Raw genomic sequence first — 19,317 nt, 5'->3', positions numbered from 1 at the left:
CCCTAGTCGCGCAGCTCGCGGCCGGTGATCTCGAGGAACACGTCGTTGAGGGTCGGCGGTTCGCTCCACACGCGGCCGAGCGCCACGTCGGCAGCACGCAGCGTGTCGAGGATGTCGACCAGATTGTGCGGACTCGCCTCGCAGGTGCAGACGAGCTCGCCGCTGGACAGCTCGACCGAAAGCACGTGCTCGAGGGCGCGCAGTCGCTCGACCGTGGCGGCCTCGACGGCACCGACCTCAACAGTCACGCGCTCGCCCATCTGGATCATGCGCTTAAGCTCGTCGTTGGTGCCCTGCGCCAGCACGCGGCCGCCGTCCATGATCATGATGCGGCTGCAGATCTGCTCGACCTCCTCCATGTAATGGCTGGTATACACCACCGTAGCGCCCTCGTCGCGCAGGCGGCAGATGCCCTCCAGGATGGCGTTGCGGCTCTGGGGGTCGACCGCCACCGTGGGCTCGTCAAAGAAGATGAGCTCGGGCTTGTGTGCGATGCCGCAGGCAATGTTGAGGCGGCGCGCCAGTCCGCCCGAAAGCTTGCCGGGACGAAACTTGGTAAAGTCGCCCAGCCCGACAAAGTCGATCGCCTCGTCCACCAGCGCGCGGCGGCGCTTGCGGTCGTTAACGTAGAGGCTGCAGAAATAGTCGATGTTCTCGCGCACCGTGAGCTCGTCAAACACCGCCACCTGCTGCGGCACCACGCCGATGCGGCGCTTGAGGTCGTAGCGGGCGGGCGTCATGGGCTCGCCGAACAGCTCGATGGTGCCTTTGTCGTAGGCGAGCAGCTGCAGGATACAGTTGATGGACGTGGTCTTGCCCGAGCCGTTGGGGCCCAGCAGGCCAAAGATCTCGCCGGGGGCGATGCTCAGGTTAAAGTGGTCGAGCGCAATAAGATCGTCATAGCGCTTGACGAGGTTTTCGACATGGACGATGTCTGTCATGAGGCGGCCCTTCTGTTGGTCGTGGCCCGGTACGATTTCATCATCGCAGGAGCGGGCGGCGCGCACCAGTGAGCTTTGTCACGAGTGAGGGGGGCGGAGGCGAAACCCCCGCTCGCGCGAGCGATCGACGCCGATTTGCCGCGCGGGAGGAATGTCACGGTTGCCCCGGGCGGCCCCTCCACCACGCGCGGCTTCGCGTACAATACCCGTATGAACAGGCTTTTCGACAAATCGATTGTGCTGGCGTGCTGTATCGCAGCCGCTCTGGGCCTTGCTGTGGACGCTCGCCTGGTCGCGGCGTTTTGCCTTGGCGTTATTGCCACCTCGCTGGCTGAGCTCGCGCAGGGGAAAAGCGCCCGGCGCGCGAGCGAGACCGCGAGCTGCGCTTACATCATCGCGGCTGTCTTCGTGCCGCCGTTTGTGCCGTTTGCGCCTCTCGCCCTCTATGACATCGCGCGGCGGGTGCGCCGTGAGCACGCCTGGGCCGCGCTGGGCATTGGCGCCACCTTTGTCTTTGCGCTTGTCGCGGACCTTCGCACCGACGCGCTCACCGCCCGAACGCTCCTGCTGACTGCCATCCTTTCGGTTGCCGCTACCTTGCTATCGCTGCGCACCGCCCAGTTGGAACGCGAGCAGCAGCGCATGCGCCGCACCCGCGACGAGCTGCAGGAACGAGCCCTCGCGCTCGAAGCGCGCAACCGCGATCTTGCCGATCGCCAGGACTACGAAGTCGAGCTCGCGACGCTCGCCGAACGCGCCCGCATCGCGTGCGAGATCCACGATAACGTCGGGCACCAGCTCACGCGTACCTCGCTGCAGACCGAGGCCCTGTGCATAGTCCACGCCGATGAACCCGGCGTCGCCGCCGATTTCGCCGACGTCAAGCACACCGTTGACGAGGCGCTCCAGCTTGTGCGCACCAGCGTCCACGCGCTCAACGACAACGCCGTCGATCTTTCCGTGCAGCTCGAACGCATTGTTGAAGGCGCACGCTCGGACGGCGGCCCGCAGATTGAGCTTGAAGTTATGACCGAACATGCGCCCGCAAACGTCGCCAACTGCTTTGCGGCGGTCCTGCGCGAGGCGCTATCCAACACCATGCGCCACGCCCGCGCGCAAAACGTTGCTGTGCGATGCATGGAGCATCCATCGTTTTACCAGCTCATCGTTACCGACGATGGCATGGGCGGGACCCAGACGGGCGGTCGCGGCGCCGCCGAGGGCATGGGGCTCGGCTCCATGCGCGAGCGCGTCGAGGCGCTTGGCGGCACCTTCACCGCCGGCCCGCGCGCCGGCGTCGGCGGCTGGCGCGTGTTTGCCACCGTCCCCAAACAGCAAGGAGATGAGGCCCGATGAGGCTCATTGTTGTCGACGACGACCGCCTAGTGGTCGATTCGCTCAAGATTATCCTGGGCGCCCAGCCGCAGATCGAGGTAGTGGGCACCGGCGCCAACGGCAACGACGCGGTTTCGCTCTATGCCGAACACGCACCCGATATTGCACTGCTCGACATTCAGATGCCGGGACGCGACGGCCTATCGGCGGCGCGCGAGATCCTCGAGCGCGACCCTGCGGCGCGCGTGGTGTTTCTGACAACATTCTCGGATGACGAGTACATTGTGTCGGCGCTCAAGCTGGGCGCCCGCGGCTACCTGATCAAAACCGATGTCGCCGCTATTCCACCGGCGTTGGCGCAGGTCATGGACGGCAAACGCGTGCTCGAGGGCAAGGCGATCGAGGACATCGATTTTGACGGGACAGGCGCCGATGCCAGCACGCCTCGCCGACCCGCCGCCTTTGCCAGCCTGACCGACCGTGAGTTCGAAGTCGCCGAGCTCATCGCCCGCGGCCTCGATAACAAGGAGATTGCCGCCGCCGCTTACATGGGCGAAGGCACGGTGCGCAACCACATCAGCTCGATCCTTGCCAAAATGGGCCTACGCAACCGCACGCAGATCGCCATCGCCTACCTGCGAGGGTAATTACCCAACAACCGACCACCCCGGCATAGCAAAATGGCTGCTATCGATTTAATGCCATTTCAAAACTATGTCGGTTTACTACGATGAATCGCCCACCTTCGACCACGGCAAATTGCGCGCTTCCAAAACCGCAGGTAGAACGCTTGCGATATTTAGAAAAATGCAGTCATGGTCGGGAATGTCGAGTTCATCGTAGTAAACCGGCATAGTTTTGTTCGGGCGGCCCTGCACGAGCGCCTCCGCAAGCCTCGCGAGACCAAAATGATCCGTTTTCCTCCGTTCCCAAGGGATCAGCTGGAACCGCTCGCCACGAAACCTGCCCATCTACTACGTTTGACTCGATACCCCCGACCATACCCCCGTTTTCCGGAAAACCGCAGGCGTTCTACCTGCGGTTTTGTTTTCACATTTTTTGCCGTGGCTGGGGATTGGCGCCCAAAAGTAGTAAATGGGCCCATTTCGTGGCAGGCGGGTCATTTTCGGGCTGGACGGGTCGCGTGGCGGCCCGCACACGCGTTCACGCGCGGGGCCGGTGGGGCATTTTTGCCCCACCGGCCCCTATTCCAGTTCTATTCCAGCGCTATTCCGGTTTGGTTTCTACTGTGGGAGTCTTGTCCGCTGCGACTGGAGTGCGGGCGGTGTCCATAGTCAGGCAGTGCTTGGGGCAGCTCTCGATGCACTCACCGCACACCACGCAGGCATACGGGTCAATCGACCACGTTCCGCCCTTGCGATCGACCGCAAGTGCACCCGCCGGGCAACGGCGCGCGCACATGCCGCAGCAGATGCACACGTCCATATCGTTGACGATATGCCCGCGCAGGCGCTCGGGTGCCGCGAGCTTCTCCTGCGGATAGCGCACCGTTACCGGCTGCTTGACCATAGAACCCAAGGCCGTCTTGGCAAATGTCAGCAAACTCATGCCGTGCCTACCTTTCCGTGCAGCTAATGCAGGGGTCGATGGTCAGGATAATCATGGGCACGTTGGCAATGAGCACGCCCTGCAGCGCATGCGTCAGACCCGCCAGATTTTGCGACGTCGGCGTGCGCACGCGAAAACGGTCCAAGTTCTTGGTGCCGTTGCCGCGCACATAGTAATACGCCTCGCCGCGCGGCTGCTCAATCACAACCTCGCCGCGCGCGCCGTCGGCTGGCGTAAGCTTGGTGCGCCCACCGATACCGTCGTGCGGAATCTTGCCCACAAGCTCCTTGATGATGTCCATAGCCTGCGTGACCTCGGCGCAACGCACCTGGCAGCGGGCATAGCAGTCGCCATCGGTAGCGACAATTGGCTCAAACGCAGCCAGATCCGCATAGGCGCCGTCGCCAAACATGCGCACGTCATAGTCCACGCCCGAGGCGCGCCCAAACGGGCCGACCATCGAAAGCTCCAGCGCGTCCTTCTTGCTGATCACGCCCACGCCATGCAGACGCTCGCCGCAGCTGTCGTCGTCCAAAAACGTATGCACCAGGGCCTCGTAGTCGGGGCGCATGGCGTCGAGCGTCTGGACAATGCCCGCCAGCTCGGAGTCCTCGATATCGTGCTTAAGGCCGCCGATCTCGTTAATCGACAGAATCACACGCCCGCCGCACGTGCGCTCAAAGATCTTGAGAATCTGCTCGCGCAGGGTCCACGACCGATAGAACAGCGCCTCAAAACCAAAGGCGTCGGCGAGCAGGCCCAGCCACAGCAGATGCGAGTGGATGCGCGAAAGCTCGTGCAGAATGGTGCGAATATACTGCACGCGGCCGGGCACCTCGATGTCGAGCATGCGTTCGCAGGCGCTGGCATAGCCGCAGCTGTGGCCCACGGCGCAAATGCCGCAGATGCGCTCGGCGATGTAGCCAAACTGATGCATATCGCGCTTTTCGGTGAGCTTCTCGAGCCCGCGGTGCACAAAGCCGATCTGCGGAATTGCCTCGATGACGCGGTCGTCCTCGATCACCAGGTCCAGATGAAGCGGCTCGGGCAGCACCGGGTGCTGCGGGCCAAACGGAATAACGGAGCGATGTGCCATGGGCCTTACGCCTCCTCTTTCTGCTTGTCGCGGGCGGCCTTGGCGGCAAGCGCCGCGCGGACCTTGGCCGCTTTCTCGGGATCCATGGCGGCGAGCTTTGCCTCCATCTCGGCGGCCTTGAGCGCGGCCTTCGCAGCAGCCTCATCGTGCTGAGCATCGGAGCCGGTTGCCGCAGCGGGCTGAGCAGAGGCGCCCGCAGCATCGCCAGCGCCCACAACGCCCTCCCCCGCAGCGGCCGCAGCCGCGGCGGCCTTCTCGGCCGCGGCTTTGCGCGCCTTGGCCTCGGCAGCCGCGCGGACCTTCATGGCCTTCTCGCGCGCAGCCTTCACCTCGGGCGTGATAACGCTCATGGGCTCGGCAGTCGAAACCTGGTAGAAAAAGCCTTTAAAGTCGATCTGCATGTCGGTGATGGCAAGCCCAAACAGGTCGTGCGCTTCGTTCTCAAACGGAAATACCGCCGGATAGTACGAGCTGATGGACGGAATCTCCTGGTACTGATCGATGCCCTTGACCACCAGGCTCTCAATCGCATAGCTGCCGTCCTGCGCAATATGCTTCTGAGCAGCACGAACGTTGATAAACGTATAGACCAAGCGATACGAGCCGTCGTCGACGCTGCGCTCGGCGTGCATTTGCACAAAGCGTGCACCGACGCCCTTAAGCGCCTGGACATGCGACAGGAGCTCGTCGATCCCGACGGTGGTATAGATAGCCTTTTGCATTACTCGGCCTCCTTTGCAGCGGCGGGCGTGGCGGACTTCCCGGCGGTCGCGTCGCCGGCCCCCGCAGCTGCCACAAACCCGTCCTCGCCCAGCTCAACACCACCGTCCCAGGTAGCGGCACCGCCCACGGTAAGCGGATCGCCGCCGGCGCGCATCACGGCCTCCTTCTGGTCCAGGATGCCGCACGCCTCCACGATGGCATCGATCATGGTCTCGGGGCGAATGGCACACCCGGGCGCGTACACGTCCACGGGGATTGCGCGGTCCACGCCGCCGATCACGTTATAGGCATCGCGGAATACGCCGCCCGAACACGCGCAGATGCCGCAGGCCACCACGCACTTGGGCTCGAGCATCTGGTTGTAGATCTGGCGCACGACGGGCAGGTTCTGGGCATTGACCGACCCCGTCACCAAAAAGATATCCGCATGCTTGGGGTTGCCGGTGTTGACCACGCCAAAGCGCTCCGCGTCGAACAGTGGCGTGAGCGAAGCAAGCACCTCGATATCGCATCCGTTGCAGCTCGAGCCGTCGTAATGAATAACCCACGGCGAGCGCGACATTTTATGATCCATGGATGCCGCCTCCTAAATAAACACGTCGACGAGGATGGGCATAAGGTTGAGCAGGCCAAACACCAGCGCCACGCCCCAGCCGAGCTTAAAGCAGCTGCGCCAGGTGCTACGGGCGAAGGTGTTGTCGATCAGCACCTCGACAAAATACGTCGCGGCCATGACGACCAGGGCGACCACCCAGCTCACCGGGTTGTCCCAAACAAAGAACATGCCCACCCACATCAAAAACAGCACGGTCTCGCACCAGTGCATAAGGGTCATCTTGGCCAGCGTGCTGCCGCTCATCTCGGTGGCGACGCCCTGGACAATCTCCTGATGCGCGTGATGCGAGTACGAAAGGTCAAACGGCGACTTACGCAGCTTGATGGTGAGCACCGCGAGCAGCGCAAGGAAAATGGGCGCACTGTACACGATGATGGGCGCCGACTGCCCGGTCACGGCGATGGAATCAAAGCTATCGGTGGCGAGATACAGGCCCACGCTCATCAGCAGAACGGCGGGCTCGTAGCTCATAACCTGCAGCAACTCGCGATCGGCGCCGACCTGCGCAAACGGGCTTTGCGTCGAGGCGGACGCCAGCACCACAAAGATCGCGGCGAGCGTCACCATAAAAGCACACAGCAGCGTGTTGGAACCCGACACAAAGATGCCGCCGCCTACCACGGTAAAGATGAGCGCACATGCCATATAGGTATCGTCCATGGTGTTTACGCTGGCAGGAGCCTTGCGCAGCAGCTTGGCAACGTCGTAGAACGGTTGCAGCAGGCGCGGGCCCACACGGCCCTGCATGCGGGCCGAAAGCTTGCGGTCAAGGCCGTCGATCAGGCCACCCACAAGCGGCGCAATCAAGGCAAACGCCACGGTACCAATAAATATGCCCACGACACCCGAACCTTCAAAATACTTACCGCGCAGCACCGAGGGCGCACTCATGGCAAGTCTCTCGGGCCCAATCCACGCGCAACACAGCAGCGCAAACAAGATAATGCTGCAGCACACGACGCTACCCGCGGGGCCAATACGCTTCTCGCCAAGGGCGTCCTCCGAGTACCAATTGCGCTTTTCGGCCTTCACCTCGTGTCCCATCGAGCCGCGGAAATGGCGGTAATTGTCGGTTCCCACGCCCGAAAGATATACGTTTACGTGCGGTTTGTTGCTCACGCGGAATGAAGTCAGCAGCACCACGGCGATAAAAGCCACGATAACCACCATCAGATACATGGCATCCTTGCCAATAACGTACGGCACGCGGCCAAACACCATAGCCAAGTAAGGCGACACCAGACCGCTCGAGATAACCGGGAACGCCACGCAGCAAAGAATCAGCAGCGCGGCGATGGTGTTGAGCGCCATCCATTCGGTCTTATGGACATTGACCTCAACGTTTTGAGCCGTGGGGTCGACGCCCGAAAGCTTGGCCAGCCATTTACCCCAGAAGAAGAACGTCGCGGCCGAGCCAAAGGCGAGCACCATGATCATGAGCACGTTGCCTGTCTGCGCGAACGCCACCAGGGCGCCCCACTTGGACACGAGCATGCCAAACGGGGCCACGAACATGCCCATAATGCCCAGCATCATCAGGCGCGTCAGGTGCGGCATGCGGCTGAACATGCCGTCCATGTCCTCGATATTGCGGCTGCCGATATGATGCTCGGCCGTGCCTACGCACAGGAACAGCAGCGACTTGGCCACCGTGTGGAACAGGATCAGGAAGATGGCGGCCCACACGGCCTCGGGCGCGCCGACACCCAAGCAGGCACTGATGAGGCCCAGGTTGGAAATGGTGGAGTACGCGAGCACGCGTTTGGCGTTGCTCTGCGAGATGGCCATGAGGGCAGCGAGCAAAAACGTGATGGCGCCCACACTTGTGACCATAAAGCCCGTCACGGGATAGATGGCATAGAGCGGGCTGAGCTTGACCATCAGGAACACGCCGGCTTTGACCATGGTGGACGAGTGCAGCAGGGCGCTCGTAGGAGTGGGGGCAACCATAGCACCGAGCAGCCAGGTATGGAACGGCATCTGCGCGGCCTTGGTGAGCGCGGCAAGCGATAGCAACAAGACCGGCATCACCAGTAGCGCGGACTGCGCGGTGCCGGCGCCGGCAAGATCGACCATGCCGGTGATTGTCATCGGCAGCTCGTTGAGGTGCAGATACATGAGGCCCGCCAAAAACGCGATGCCGCCCAGCATGTTAAGGATGATCTGGGTAAAGGCGTTTTTGATGGCCTCGGGTGTGCGCGTGTAGCCAATCATGAGGAACGAGCACACGGTGGTGATTTCCCAGCCGCAGAACAGCCACTCCAGGTTGTCGCTCGTCACGATGACGAACATGGCCGAGAGGAACAGGAACATAAGCGCCAGGAACTGCGGGCGACGGTCGGGAGCGGTCTGCCCGCGCAGCGCGGCCTCGTGCTCGTCGTGGGCCTGGAAGTCCTTCATGTAGCCCAGGGCGTAGATGCAGATCAGGCTGCCAACGATGCCGACGGCGAGGACCATGATTGCGCTCATGTAATCCAGGTAGAGCGGCGTGGCGGTGACGACCTCGGCCGCGGGCAGCGTCATGGCTGCAAAGGCAACGGAGCCCACCAGCTGGACTATGCCGAGCACCGTGGTGAGCGCGTTCCTATATTTGTACGCGTTGTACAGGATGACAGCACACAGGATGACATCGATGGCGGAGCTGATGATCGAGAGCACATGCGAGGTGCCGGGGGCAACCTCAAAGCTCTGCGGACCCGTACCAAAAAACATGACGGCGACTACAACTGTCACCGCCATAATAATGCCAGAGCCTATGAGCCCCACCGCATCGCGGGCGCGGTCACCGCGCGCGAGCAGCATGCCCAGCGCCGGTACCAGCGGAAACAGGGTAAGGAAATACAGTAGCGTCATACCATCACTCCCCCATGCAAAACGCTGCAATTGTTTAACGTTATAGCTCAATTGAGGAGTAGCGGCGGCAGGTTTTCGGTCAACTGGGGAGTTTTAGGCGTACGGGGTAAGGGCACGTCCGCCTTGGAGCAGAGAGGCGACACTCCCCCTATCGCGGCGACGGGCACGCGGGCCACTGCGCGCGGTTTATTGGCCACTTTGGAGGATGTCCCGATAGGCTCGCAGCGGTCCAAAAAGTTGGCGCGGCAAGAAAAATGCGCCCCTGTGGGCGCACCATCCCGTTTGCTATTCCATCTTTTTAACGCGCGGCTTGCGTCCGCGCGGCTTATCAACCAGTGCGGACTCACCGCTCTCGCGATACTGGCGGCACCAAGCCTTGACTGAAGACTCGCTGGGAATCTTGTGCTTGATCATGGCCTCGCGAACCGTTAAGCCGTTTTCCAAGCGATCCTTAACCACGGCGAGCTTAACTTCGTACGAATAGGTGTGATGATGCAAACCGGCGTTGAGAACGGCGTCGGCACCGCCCACGGCATACGCGCGGGCCCACTGACGAGCCGTGGCCTGGGGAATGCCAAGCTCCGCGGCAAGGGCGCGATGACCGACCCCCTCTTGGAGGATCTCGACGGCGCGCTGCCTAATCTCAGGCGCATGCGTGCGAGTCCTAGTTGCTTCCGACATACCTGCCACTTCTTAGCCTTAACCGTTAATCTGCTTTCTTACGTGCAAGTTAGATAGTAGCATTTTACTGTTTGCTCAAAGCAGTTAATTAAAATAGACGCGGTGTTATCTGGGCATTTGACACCAATTTACGACATTTCTTTATCGATTATTTACGCTGGTAGCTGACTCGCAGCTAATCGTCATTCGCTTGTCAACAAAATTGGCGTCTCTTTATGTCCTTTGGCATAGAGGATATAGTTATTAACCCCCCCCCCAATAAGTTTGAGTAATCGGCAAGGCAGTAGACGTCCCTACTCCTCATGATTACCGCGCATTGCCATCCACCGGAGCAAAACAAAAAGGGCGGGGCCTGCTGCGCTTGCAGGCCCCGCACCGGTTGACACCCGATGGGACACAGCCGGGCGAGGCGGATCCGTGCTACCGCCCCGCCTGGCCGCGATGTTCAACTACAGCTCGTTGGCCGCGTGATACGCCGTGCGAATGGCGCTCGCGATGTCGGCGGTGCGCTCGCCCGAGCAGTCGCCCACGCAGGTCACGGGCACCGTCACGCCCTCCAGGTCAAACGCGTTGGCCTTGGAGCCCACGGCCATCACCACGTAATCGCAGGCGATCTTCACCGGCTCCTCGGCGCCGTCCTCGGTGGTGCGAACGGCCTCCACGCCCTCGTCGGTAATGGCGGTCAGGCGGGTCTTCACGTGCTGCTCAACGCCATGCTCGGCAAAGTCGCTCATAATCAGCGGCAGAATGGTCTCGGACTCGCCCGCGGCAATCTTGTCGAGCATCTCGACAATCGCCACCTCGCAGCCGTGCTGCAGCAGGTACTCGGCAGTCTCGGTGCCCACCAGGCCACCGCCAATGACGGCGACGCGCCCGCTGAGCTCCACCTTGCCGGCCAGCACGTCCCAGCTCGAGACGACCTTGTCCGAGTCGGCACCCGGAACGGGGATGACCACGTCGTGCGCGCCCACAGCCACAATCGCGGCGTCGGCGGCGTTGAGATCCGTGGGGCTAGCGGCATGGTTGAGCTCAACCTTCACGCCCAGGCCGGGCAGAATCTTCTCGTAATACTCGACCGAGCGCATAATCTCATCCTTGCGCGGAGGCGCGGCCGCCAGCACAATCTGGCCGCCCAAGTGATCGCTCGCCTCATAGACGGTCACGTCGTAGCCGCGTTTGGCCGCCACGCGCGCGGCCTCCAGGCCGGCGATGCCGCCGCCCACCACGGCGATCTTCTTGTCGCCCTCACCCGGTTTAATGGCGATGGTCGCCTCGTCGCCGTTCTCGGCATTGAGCACGCACGAGATGTACTTGCGGTTTTGAATCGCGTCGACGCAGCCCTTGTTGCAGTTGAGGCACTCGCGGATGGGCTCGCCCGTGGCGGCCTTGAGCGCAATGTCGGGGTCGCACATGAGCGAGCGGCCGTAGGCGATGATGTCGGCCGAGCCGTCTTCCAGGATCTTCTCGCCGGCCTCGACCGAGACGACGCGGCCGACGGTTGCCACCGGCACGGAGACCAGGGCCTTGACGCGCTCGGCCACGGGCAGCGTCCAGTTGTAGGGCATGGCGCCCATGGGCGGAATGGTATCGCCCATGTTGCCGGTGTGGTTGGCCTGCGCGACCTGGATCATGTCGATGCCCGCGCCCTCGAGCAGCTTGGCGAACTCGCAGGCCTCGTCGGGCTGCAGGCCACCCTTGCCGCGCGGCGTGCCGTCGGGGTTCTCCATGATCACGGGGAGCTTGTACTCCACCATCAGCTGCGGCGCGGCTTCCTTAATGGCGGCGACGACCTCGAGCGCATAGCGAACGCGGTTCTCGAACGAGCCACCGTACTCGTCGGTGCGCTGGTTGAGGATGGCCGAGCACAGCGAACCCACCAGACGGTCGCCGTGAACCTCGATGGCGTCGATGCCGGCCTGCTGCGCGCGGGCGGCCGAGGCGGCGATGGCCTCCTTGATCTGGGTGAGCTGCTCTACGCTCGCCTCGTTCACAAAGTGCTGCATATCGTGGTGCAACTTGGCGTAGGCCTGCTTGCGGATCTCGTTGGACTCGGCCATCTTGGCGGCGAAGGTCTCCTCGTCGCCGGCGGCCTTGGCCTCCTGCGCAGCCTTGGCGGCGGCCATGGAACCCATGACCATGCGGCCGACGCCGGGCACGTCGTACTCGGGGTGGAACAGCTGCAGCGCGACCTTGGCGCCGTGCTTGTGAACGGCGTCGGCCAGCGCCTTAAACGTGGGGATCTGGGCGTCGGTCGCTAACTTGGGCGTGGGGCTTGCGGTCATAACAGGAGCAACGTCGCCGATGACGATGTAGCTCACGCCGCCACGGGCCAGGCGCTCGTAAAAAGCCAGGCTGCGCTCGCCAATGGAACCGTCGCGCTCCTCGTAGCCGGTGGTCAGCGGCGGGAACATAATGCGGTTTTTAAGCTCAAGGGGGCCAACCGTAATGGGCTGGAGCAGTTTGGATGCGGGTGCGGTCATGGACATTCCTCTCTTGTAGGCGCGGCGGCGATGTTGCCGCGTAGTTGTTTAGAGGATATGGCATGGGAGCACAGTGGCGCAACGGAAATCGGCAGACAGCAGGTAGCGGCAGGTGGATGGGGCGGGGCGGCCCGTCGGTTTGTCTCAATCCGTAACAGTTAGGCCCACTTTTGGCCTCCACCTGTTACAGATCGAGACAAACCAAAACCGTCCCGGCGGAAAATCTCAATCTGTAACAATTACAGACCAAAACCAACCCTAACTGTTACAGATCGAGACAAACCAATCCCGTCTGCCGAAAGATCTAGATCTGTAACAGTTACTCGGCAAAATGGGCCCCAGATGTTACAAATCGAGACAAACGGGACCCACCTGCAAGATAATCTCAATCTGTAACAACAACTCGGCAAAATCCGTCCCTCGTGTTACAGATTTAGACAAACGGAGACCGTCCTGCCGAAAGATCTCAATCTGTAACACCTAGCCGCCCAAATCGGGTCCACCTGTTACAGATCGAGATTATGTTTGAGAGGCTGAGAGCAGAGGCCCGAGCGAAAAAGCGGACAGGCCGACGGCATCGCCCCGCCGTCATATCGAGGGCCACAGCAACCCGAGCGCGTGTCCACCCCGCAATTCCGGACATTTCATCCCTTTTCCGGCTGCCCCTCCTCCTTTCATCCAGGATGCCCGGACGGCAAGAGTCGGAACGTCTCCTCAATATCCAAACTTCACGCAAGCCCAATGCGAATAGAGACGGACCTGGCAAATCAAGACACGGCTAGCCGTTCGCACCCAAAGCCGTTTGCCTAAAAATGTATACCGCTGGCCGAAATGGAAAGATGGTAACAGCGAAAAAGACTAGCCGAGCTCGTTTTAAGCACCGTTTGTTCCGTCCCACATGTTTTGTGAACACTCTAACTATCATGAAGCCAGTAAACAGAGGTAGACATCAACATCCAACGCCGGCAAGTATGCGAGTGTCGTCTCTGCCTAAGGGGCAAGCCCCCGAGATTAGTTAGGAGAGGGGAAGAGATGGATAAAGTCAAAACGGCCTTCCAGAACTTTGGCCGCGTTATCGTCGACCCTATTTTGTACCTTTCGGTGACGGGCATCATTTTGGCCATCGCCACGGTATGCTCGCTCGGCAGCGGAGTTGTCGCAGATCTGGGCACGCTGCTCTCCGCGGCAACCAACTCCGCGGTGATCGGCAACCTGCCGGTGATTTTCGCAGTCGGCCTTACGGCAGGCTTCGCAAAGAAGCAAAATCCAACGCGGCAGTGTTTGGACTTATTAGTTACCTCATGTTCCTGTATGTCAACAACGCCTACCTGACGCTCACCGATCAGCTGGCAAAAGCTGGCGCGATGGGTCTGTATGGCACTGGCCAGGCAACGGTACTGGGTCTTCAAGTTACCGATGTCAACGTCTTCGGCGGCGTACTCATCGGATGCTTCTGCGGTTGGCTCTATAACAAACTGATCGACGTAAAGGTATCGGAGTATATCCGGATTTACGGCGGACCCCGCCTGGCCCTTCTGGCGATGGTTCCGCTGAGCATTGTCTTCGGCATCGGAGCGACTATCGTGTGGCCCCCTATCGCCAACGCCATCAGCAACGCTTCTTCATTCATCGCAGCCTCGGGTGGTCTGGGCGTTTTCATTTACGGCTTCCTGAACCGCGTCCTCGTACCTCTCGGCATGCACCACTTTATGTGGATGCCGTTTGACTACTCCGCGATTGGCGGCACGGCGGTCGTCGCCGGCCAGAGTGTTTCCGGCGCAGCAAACATCTTCTATGCCGAGCTTCCCCATATCGCCGACGGATCCCTCACCACAGTCGACCCCTCTGTCCGCTTTGCCATGTTCGGCTTTGGCAAGGAATTCGTAACCCTCGGCACTGTGCTCGCAATGATTGCGACTTCCCGTCCGGAGAATCGAAAAGCTGTCGCAGCCATGCTGGTGCCCATTTACATCACCGCCATGCTCTCCGGCATCACTGAGCCGCTCGACTTCATGATCCTGTTCGCGTCTCCGATTCTCTGGGTTGCCTACAGCCTGTTCTACGGACTGGGCGAGATGCTCCTGTTTGTCCTGGGAGTCCGCTTGCTTAACATGTACGGTGGCATCGAGCTGCTCACGCTCGGCCTGCCTTTGCCAATGGGCGTCACCAAGTTCCCGATTTACATCGTCTTGGGCATCGTGTTTGCCGCCGTTTCGTTCATCGTTCTGGCGATGGTGATCAAGAAACTCAACCTCATGACGCCCGGCCGTTCCGCAGAGTGGTCTGCAGAGGTCTCCGGAGACAACAATGCTCTCGAGTCCTCCGGAACTCCGGAAGTCGACGCAAAACAGCAGGAGATGGTGCAGAACATCATCAACGGCCTTGGCGGCAAGGACAATATCAACACCATGGGCTGCTGCATGACTCGTCTCCGTGTCGAAGTCAAAGATCCCAACAAGGTCAACGAAGAGACCATCAAGAAGGCTATCGACAAGGGCCTGTTTAAGAACGGCACCAATGTCCAGATTATCGTGGGAACCAACGTGCACTCCGTCTACGACCTGCTGCGTCCCATCCTTAATCTGGAAGATTAACAGTCGCTTAAGCGATAAGCGATAAGCGATAAGCGAGGGGACCTCATGTTGACCAAAACGTTTCATTCAATCCAAGGCATGTTCGAACGCCTGCTCAACATGTACAAAGAAAAGTCGACAAGGGGTCTTCTCGTACTTATGGCTGCATTCGCATGTGGTTTTATCTGGCCGCTCCTGGGTCTACTCGCTGCGGTTTGGACCCGGCGTTCAGGAAGGCACGCGGACGCAGGCAGCATTGCAGGCATGGCGGCGGTCATCAACATCGCCACCTACTTCGTGCAGATAGTAACCAAGATTGTCTGCAGCTCAATTTGATTTGAAAGGCATGAACAACATGAACGGATACAAGATTGTCATCTGCGGCGGCGGCAGCACCTATACCGCTGGCATCGTCAAAGACCTGATCGACCAAAAGGATGAATTAGGAATACGCGAGCTTTGGCTCTATGACATCGACGAGGAGCGCCAAGACACAGTCGCCGTGGTGGTTAAAGCGGTTATCGATGACCTTGCTCCCGAGATCCCCTTGCATGTAACCGTCGACCCCAAAGAGGCGTTTACAGATGCGAACTTTGTTATGGCGCAGATGCGCGTGGGCGGGCTCAAGATGCGTATCCAGGATGAGCAGATCAGCCTGCGCCATGGCGTAGTCGGCCAAGAGACTTGCGGAGCAGGTGGCATGGCCTATGGCATGAGGACCATCTTCCCCATGTGCGAGCTTGTCGATTTCTGCGAGGAGTACGCCTGCAAGGACTACTGGATCGTCAACTACTCCAACCCCGCTGCCATCGTAGCCAAGGCGATGCACAAGCTGCGTCCAAACGCTCGCATTCTCGACATCTGCGATATGCCGGTAGAGATTGAAGCCCGCATGGCGGAGATTTTGGGCTGCGAACTCGACGACATTGAAGTCGACTACTTTGGCCTCAATCACTTTGGGTGGTATACCAGCGTACGCTGCAAGGGCGTCGACGTTACGGACAAGCTCAAAGAGCACGTGCGTAAGTACGGTTACATTTCCGAGGCAAGTCTCAATGACGCCTTGGTAAAAGACCCAGATTGGGCCCACACCTTCAAGAATGCGGCAACGATTTCTACGCTATTCCAGGATTACCTCCCCAACACCTATTACCAGTATTACCTGTTGCCCGATGCCTGCGTGGAGTACATGGACATCAATAACACGCGTGGCATGCAGGTCGTAAACGGCCGCGAAAAGCGTATCTTCGACGCATCTGCGGCGCTTAAGCGCGGTGAAAAGGTCGATCTCACGCAGTTCTACGTAGGCGTCCACGGCAGGTTCATTGTCGATGTCGTCAAGTCCCTGGCGAAGGATTTGCGCCATCGCCAGCTGGTGATTGTGCCCAATAATGGCGCAATCGAGAATCTCTCGGACGACGCGACCGTCGAGATTCCGGCGTACATCACCGATCGAGGAGCCGAACCGATCCGCGTCGGGAAGATTCCCCGCTTCTACAAGGGCCTTATCGAGCAGCAGGATGCCTGCGAGGGCCTTGTGGTCGAGGCCGTTATCGAGGGCTCCTACCAGAAGGCACTCGAGGCCTTCACCCTCAATCGCACGATTCCCTCAGCGCGCGTGGCTAAGGAAGTCTTGGACGACATGATCGAGGCGAACAAGGGCTATTGGCCTGAGCTGAAGTAGAGAAGCCATCCAGATAGCACAAGCACAAAAGGTGGCCTCAAGGCAAAATGCTTTGGGGTCACCTTTTGTATGACTAAATCTCCGCAAAACTCGTAAAGATGAACGAATCGGCCTCGTGTTTTACACGATAGTTCTCTTGATAATCCTGATTGAATATAAGCGAATAAATAACCTGAAGCGTATACGTGAGCGAGATCATGGAAGAGTAATTGGCAACCTTTCCAATCACGCGCTCTGATTTTGGAATGAGCAAGACAGTGTCGCATTGCCTGGCGAGCGCCGAATCAGAAAACGCCGTGATTAAACACGGCTTGATTCCGCGCTCGGAAAGAGCGGCGGCGTATTTGGAATAATCATAGTGAATGCCGCTGTAGCTTAGGAATAAAAACAGGTCGCCGGGCCTACCGTTCTTAACGTGCAGCGTCTGCAGGCCCCCGTCGTCTGCCATGGTGACATGACGATCGAGCTTGAGAAGATTGTTGCGAAAGATACATCCCGCCAGATAGCTTTCCCCTTTAGCAAAGATGTAAATTCGCGGGGCGCTAAGAACTGCCTTGGCGATTATGCTCAATTTGGCGCTATCGAGCTCGATTTTCGTTTGATCTATGACGCCCTTCAAGAGATTTGCAAGGTTGCCCTCGATGGCCTCAATTGAATCGGTACTGCCAAAAGGACGATTGTGATCGACAGTGGCAGCCAGAAGATAGTCTCCGCTTATCTCCTGGATGAGCTGCATGATCAACTCTCGATAGCCGCTTAGGCCCAATTTCTTACAAAAGCGGATGATAGTCGCGTTCGAAGTGTAAGTCTCCTGTGCGAGCTTTGCCATAGTGAGGGTCTTAAGGTCGCCGGTATGATTGAGCAGATAGGTAGCAATGGCTCGGTCGGTTTCATTAAAAGACGCGCTGTTACGCAGGCTGTCAAGAATCATGGTCGCTCCGATCGCTTTAGTTTGCCACTTAATTATGTCATTATCAAAACGACGGGCAGCTCTTCATGCGCTGACTTACGCCCTGCAATCTCTCTTCTGATATTCCGCATGCTTCGGCAACATTAATTGGGAGGAGCGTGTCACTCAGTTCCTAGAGAACAAATGCGAAGAGGTTCGATTGCCTGAGTTCACTGCCCGCCTTGAGGCAAAGAGACGGCCCCGGCCAAGCTCCATGCGGATTTGAGGCAGCATGGTGCTTGTCTGTCGGCATCCTACAACCTGTAATCCATACTCCCCCGTTTCTGTGCTGAGAAGAATAGGCGGGGTTCCAAGGGGACACGTCCCTTTGGCGCGCAGGGGTCCGGGGATGGCGCGGTCCATCCCCGCCACTATTATTAAGCTAAGGACCGCCGAAACTCCTCCCAATTGGAGTTTATCGGTCGATAAGTCAAGCCGACCGGCCCGCGATTATCAATGGTTTATTTGCTTCACATAATAAATTGACTCAGGATTCACCCGCAATTCACCCGCAAAGTAAACCGATAAAGAAAAAGCTCGGAAGCAATTTTGCTTCCGAGCTGCAAGTTCTTGGTCGCGGGGGCAGGATTTGAACCTACGACCTCCGGGTTATGAGCCCGGCGAGCTACCAGACTGCTCCACCCCGCAATGTCTGGGCGCCTCATGTGCGCAAGAAAGAATATTACGCGGGAGTTCGGTAAACGGCAAGGAAAATCTCGTAGAGCATAATTCCTTCATATTTAAACCCCTCAGCCCCTATCACCGTAAACGAATTGCAGCCGAGCGCCGTCGACGGCACGTATACAATGGTGCGCGTCCTTTTATGCCAACACCGGGAGTAGACATGCTGCTCGCTATCGATATGGGAAATACGCAGACGGCCATGGGCCTGTTTGACGGAGACGAGCTGGTGCAGTCGTGGCGTATGCCCACCGACCGCTCCTATACCGCCGACGAGATCCACGTGCGCCTGATGGGTTTCTTTAAGATGTACGGCCTCTCGCTCGATACGGTTGACGCGATCGCCTTTGCGGGCGTGGTGCCGCAACTCTCGCGCGAATGGCACGCCGTGGCCAACCGCATCGCGGCAGACGCCATCGTCATCGGGCCGCAGACGGCCGCCGTGACCAAGCTGCGCGCGGCGCGCCCCCAGGCCGTGGGCGCCGACCGCGTAGCCAACGCCGTTGCGGCCGAGACTTTCTACGGCGCGCCGGCAATCGTGGTGGACTTTGGCACCGCGACCAATATCGACGTCATCGATGAGGACGGTTATTACATTGGCGGGGCGATTGCGCCGGGCATCCGCATCTCCATGGACGCGCTTGCCGCCCGTGCCGCCAAGCTCGCCAGCGTGCCGCTCGAGGCGCCCGAGCACGCCATCGGTCGCGACACCGAAGAGTGCATCAAGGTCGGCGCCGTGATGGGCGCCGCCGCCATGGCCGAGGGCCTGGTCACGCGCATGAAGCGCGAGCTGGGCCGCGAGGACGCCACCGTTATCGCCACGGGCGGTCTCGCCGGCATTGTCGCCGATTCGACCGATGCCTTCGACGTGGTCGACGGGCAACTCACCATCAAGGGCATCTGCGAAATCTACCGCCGCATGCAGGAGCTGGGATAGAGTAAACGCCAGGTCGCAGCAACCAGCCGCCAATCCTATTCCTCAAAATCGAAAATTTTTCAGTTTTGAGGAATAGGGTGCTGACAGCCCATTCCCCAGACAACAAGACCCTCCCCGGCACAGTGAACTGCCTCCCATTTCTTGGACATGAGAAATGGGAGGCTTTCTTTATGCGCGTTGATTTGAGAGTGAAGCATGA

Annotated in this window: 16 protein-coding genes and 1 tRNA gene; 7 read left to right on the top strand and 10 right to left on the bottom strand. The window is 59.7% G+C overall.

Annotated elements, in window-relative coordinates:
* Window positions 1-2: 2 nt before the first annotated feature.
* Window positions 3-941, bottom strand: a complete 939-nt coding sequence (locus tag ACRX4W_RS07395) for an ABC transporter ATP-binding protein (RefSeq protein WP_432299862.1) — start codon at window positions 939-941, stop codon at window positions 3-5.
* 210 nt (window positions 942-1,151) lie between these two features.
* On the opposite strand from ACRX4W_RS07395, the gene ACRX4W_RS07390 reads away from it, so the two are divergent.
* Both ACRX4W_RS07390 and ACRX4W_RS07385 read left to right on the top strand, forming a co-directional pair.
* Window positions 1,152-2,297: a sensor histidine kinase gene (locus tag ACRX4W_RS07390; protein WP_432299860.1), complete on the top strand. Its 1,146-nt coding sequence runs from the start codon at window positions 1,152-1,154 to the stop codon at window positions 2,295-2,297.
* Window positions 2,294-2,923 carry a response regulator gene (locus ACRX4W_RS07385; RefSeq protein ID WP_117766276.1) on the top strand — a complete coding sequence of 210 codons (630 nt, stop codon included), beginning with the start codon at window positions 2,294-2,296 and terminating at the stop codon, window positions 2,921-2,923. The genes ACRX4W_RS07390 and ACRX4W_RS07385 overlap by 4 nt, the downstream gene beginning before the upstream one ends.
* A 580-nt stretch (window positions 2,924-3,503) precedes the next feature.
* On the opposite strand, the gene ACRX4W_RS07380 is transcribed toward ACRX4W_RS07385, so the two are convergent.
* From ACRX4W_RS07380 to bilR, 7 genes are all read right to left on the bottom strand, one after another.
* A complete protein-coding gene (locus ACRX4W_RS07380; RefSeq protein WP_117773679.1) occupies window positions 3,504-3,845 on the bottom strand; it encodes a 4Fe-4S dicluster domain-containing protein in 342 nt (113 codons plus the stop codon).
* 7 nt (window positions 3,846-3,852) lie between these two features.
* Complete coding sequence (locus ACRX4W_RS07375; RefSeq protein WP_117773678.1) at window positions 3,853-4,941, bottom strand: hydrogenase large subunit; 1,089 nt, start codon at window positions 4,939-4,941, stop codon at window positions 3,853-3,855.
* 5 nt (window positions 4,942-4,946) lie between these two features.
* On the bottom strand, window positions 4,947-5,663 hold the full coding sequence (locus ACRX4W_RS07370; protein ID WP_117773677.1) for an NADH-quinone oxidoreductase subunit C: 717 nt from the start codon (window positions 5,661-5,663) through the stop codon (window positions 4,947-4,949).
* A complete protein-coding gene (locus ACRX4W_RS07365; RefSeq protein WP_117773676.1) occupies window positions 5,663-6,238 on the bottom strand; it encodes an NADH-quinone oxidoreductase subunit B family protein in 576 nt (191 codons plus the stop codon). The genes ACRX4W_RS07370 and ACRX4W_RS07365 overlap by 1 nt, the downstream gene beginning before the upstream one ends.
* Window positions 6,239-6,250: 12 nt before the next feature.
* A complete protein-coding gene (locus ACRX4W_RS07360; protein WP_432299857.1) occupies window positions 6,251-9,133 on the bottom strand; it encodes a proton-conducting transporter transmembrane domain-containing protein in 2,883 nt (960 codons plus the stop codon).
* Between the two features lie 285 nt (window positions 9,134-9,418).
* A complete protein-coding gene (locus ACRX4W_RS07355; protein ID WP_432299855.1) occupies window positions 9,419-9,814 on the bottom strand; it encodes a helix-turn-helix domain-containing protein in 396 nt (131 codons plus the stop codon).
* Between the two features lie 449 nt (window positions 9,815-10,263).
* Complete coding sequence (gene bilR / locus ACRX4W_RS07350; RefSeq protein WP_432299853.1) at window positions 10,264-12,294, bottom strand: bilirubin reductase, long form; 2,031 nt, start codon at window positions 12,292-12,294, stop codon at window positions 10,264-10,266.
* A 1,032-nt stretch (window positions 12,295-13,326) separates the two neighbouring features.
* On the opposite strand from bilR, the gene ACRX4W_RS07345 reads away from it, so the two are divergent.
* The 4 genes from ACRX4W_RS07345 to ACRX4W_RS07330 are packed head-to-tail and all read left to right on the top strand — an operon-like array spanning window position 13,327 to window position 16,551.
* The gene (locus ACRX4W_RS07345) at window positions 13,327-13,626 is read left to right on the top strand and encodes a hypothetical protein (RefSeq protein WP_432299851.1); all 300 of its coding nucleotides are present in this window, start codon (window positions 13,327-13,329) and stop codon (window positions 13,624-13,626) included.
* Window positions 13,596-14,888 carry a PTS transporter subunit EIIC gene (locus tag ACRX4W_RS07340; protein ID WP_432299849.1) on the top strand — a complete coding sequence of 431 codons (1,293 nt, stop codon included), beginning with the start codon at window positions 13,596-13,598 and terminating at the stop codon, window positions 14,886-14,888. Before ACRX4W_RS07345 ends, ACRX4W_RS07340 begins: the two co-directional genes overlap by 31 nt.
* A 45-nt stretch (window positions 14,889-14,933) precedes the next feature.
* On the top strand, window positions 14,934-15,203 hold the full coding sequence (locus ACRX4W_RS07335) for a hypothetical protein (protein WP_117840343.1): 270 nt from the start codon (window positions 14,934-14,936) through the stop codon (window positions 15,201-15,203).
* 19 nt (window positions 15,204-15,222) lie between these two features.
* Window positions 15,223-16,551, top strand: a complete 1,329-nt coding sequence (locus ACRX4W_RS07330) for a 6-phospho-alpha-glucosidase (protein ID WP_231500819.1) — start codon at window positions 15,223-15,225, stop codon at window positions 16,549-16,551.
* 73 nt (window positions 16,552-16,624) lie between these two features.
* Here the strand turns inward: ACRX4W_RS07330 and ACRX4W_RS07325 are convergent, their stop codons facing one another.
* The gene (locus ACRX4W_RS07325; RefSeq protein ID WP_006235773.1) at window positions 16,625-17,482 is read right to left on the bottom strand and encodes a MurR/RpiR family transcriptional regulator; all 858 of its coding nucleotides are present in this window, start codon (window positions 17,480-17,482) and stop codon (window positions 16,625-16,627) included.
* A 589-nt stretch (window positions 17,483-18,071) separates the two neighbouring features.
* Window positions 18,072-18,148: transfer RNA gene (locus ACRX4W_RS07320), tRNA-Met, on the bottom strand.
* Between the two features lie 196 nt (window positions 18,149-18,344).
* Between ACRX4W_RS07320 and ACRX4W_RS07315 the strand changes: the two genes are divergently transcribed.
* Window positions 18,345-19,118 (top strand): type III pantothenate kinase, encoded by a 774-nt coding sequence (locus ACRX4W_RS07315; protein WP_158558637.1) that lies wholly within the window; start codon window positions 18,345-18,347, stop codon window positions 19,116-19,118.
* Window positions 19,119-19,317: the final 199 nt, after the last annotated feature.

It is taken from the genome of Collinsella aerofaciens (assembly GCF_964283865.1).
In the GTDB taxonomy this organism is placed as follows: domain Bacteria; phylum Actinomycetota; class Coriobacteriia; order Coriobacteriales; family Coriobacteriaceae; genus Collinsella.
Note: the sequence above shows the minus strand (reverse complement) of the source record. Positions and strands in the feature narration are given on the sequence as shown.

What these genes read in the sequence shown, in the direction of transcription:
- ACRX4W_RS07345 (WP_432299851.1), top strand. Translation starts at nt 13,327, where the DNA reads ATGGATAAAGTCAAAACGGCCTTCCAGAACTTTGGCCGCGTTATCGTC.
- ACRX4W_RS07385 (WP_117766276.1), top strand. Translation starts at nt 2,294, where the DNA reads ATGAGGCTCATTGTTGTCGACGACGACCGCCTAGTGGTCGATTCGCTC.
- bilR (WP_432299853.1), bottom strand. Translation starts at nt 12,294, where the DNA reads ATGACCGCACCCGCATCCAAACTGCTCCAGCCCATTACGGTTGGCCCC.
- ACRX4W_RS07375 (WP_117773678.1), bottom strand. Translation starts at nt 4,941, where the DNA reads ATGGCACATCGCTCCGTTATTCCGTTTGGCCCGCAGCACCCGGTGCTG.
- ACRX4W_RS07395 (WP_432299862.1), bottom strand. Translation starts at nt 941, where the DNA reads ATGACAGACATCGTCCATGTCGAAAACCTCGTCAAGCGCTATGACGAT.
- ACRX4W_RS07360 (WP_432299857.1), bottom strand. Translation starts at nt 9,133, where the DNA reads ATGACGCTACTGTATTTCCTTACCCTGTTTCCGCTGGTACCGGCGCTG.
- ACRX4W_RS07370 (WP_117773677.1), bottom strand. Translation starts at nt 5,663, where the DNA reads ATGCAAAAGGCTATCTATACCACCGTCGGGATCGACGAGCTCCTGTCG.
- ACRX4W_RS07365 (WP_117773676.1), bottom strand. Translation starts at nt 6,238, where the DNA reads ATGGATCATAAAATGTCGCGCTCGCCGTGGGTTATTCATTACGACGGC.
- ACRX4W_RS07325 (WP_006235773.1), bottom strand. Translation starts at nt 17,482, where the DNA reads ATGATTCTTGACAGCCTGCGTAACAGCGCGTCTTTTAATGAAACCGAC.
- ACRX4W_RS07390 (WP_432299860.1), top strand. Translation starts at nt 1,152, where the DNA reads ATGAACAGGCTTTTCGACAAATCGATTGTGCTGGCGTGCTGTATCGCA.
- ACRX4W_RS07355 (WP_432299855.1), bottom strand. Translation starts at nt 9,814, where the DNA reads ATGTCGGAAGCAACTAGGACTCGCACGCATGCGCCTGAGATTAGGCAG.
- ACRX4W_RS07330 (WP_231500819.1), top strand. Translation starts at nt 15,223, where the DNA reads ATGAACGGATACAAGATTGTCATCTGCGGCGGCGGCAGCACCTATACC.
- ACRX4W_RS07340 (WP_432299849.1), top strand. Translation starts at nt 13,596, where the DNA reads ATGTTCCTGTATGTCAACAACGCCTACCTGACGCTCACCGATCAGCTG.
- ACRX4W_RS07380 (WP_117773679.1), bottom strand. Translation starts at nt 3,845, where the DNA reads ATGAGTTTGCTGACATTTGCCAAGACGGCCTTGGGTTCTATGGTCAAG.
- ACRX4W_RS07315 (WP_158558637.1), top strand. Translation starts at nt 18,345, where the DNA reads ATGCTGCTCGCTATCGATATGGGAAATACGCAGACGGCCATGGGCCTG.
- ACRX4W_RS07335 (WP_117840343.1), top strand. Translation starts at nt 14,934, where the DNA reads ATGTTGACCAAAACGTTTCATTCAATCCAAGGCATGTTCGAACGCCTG.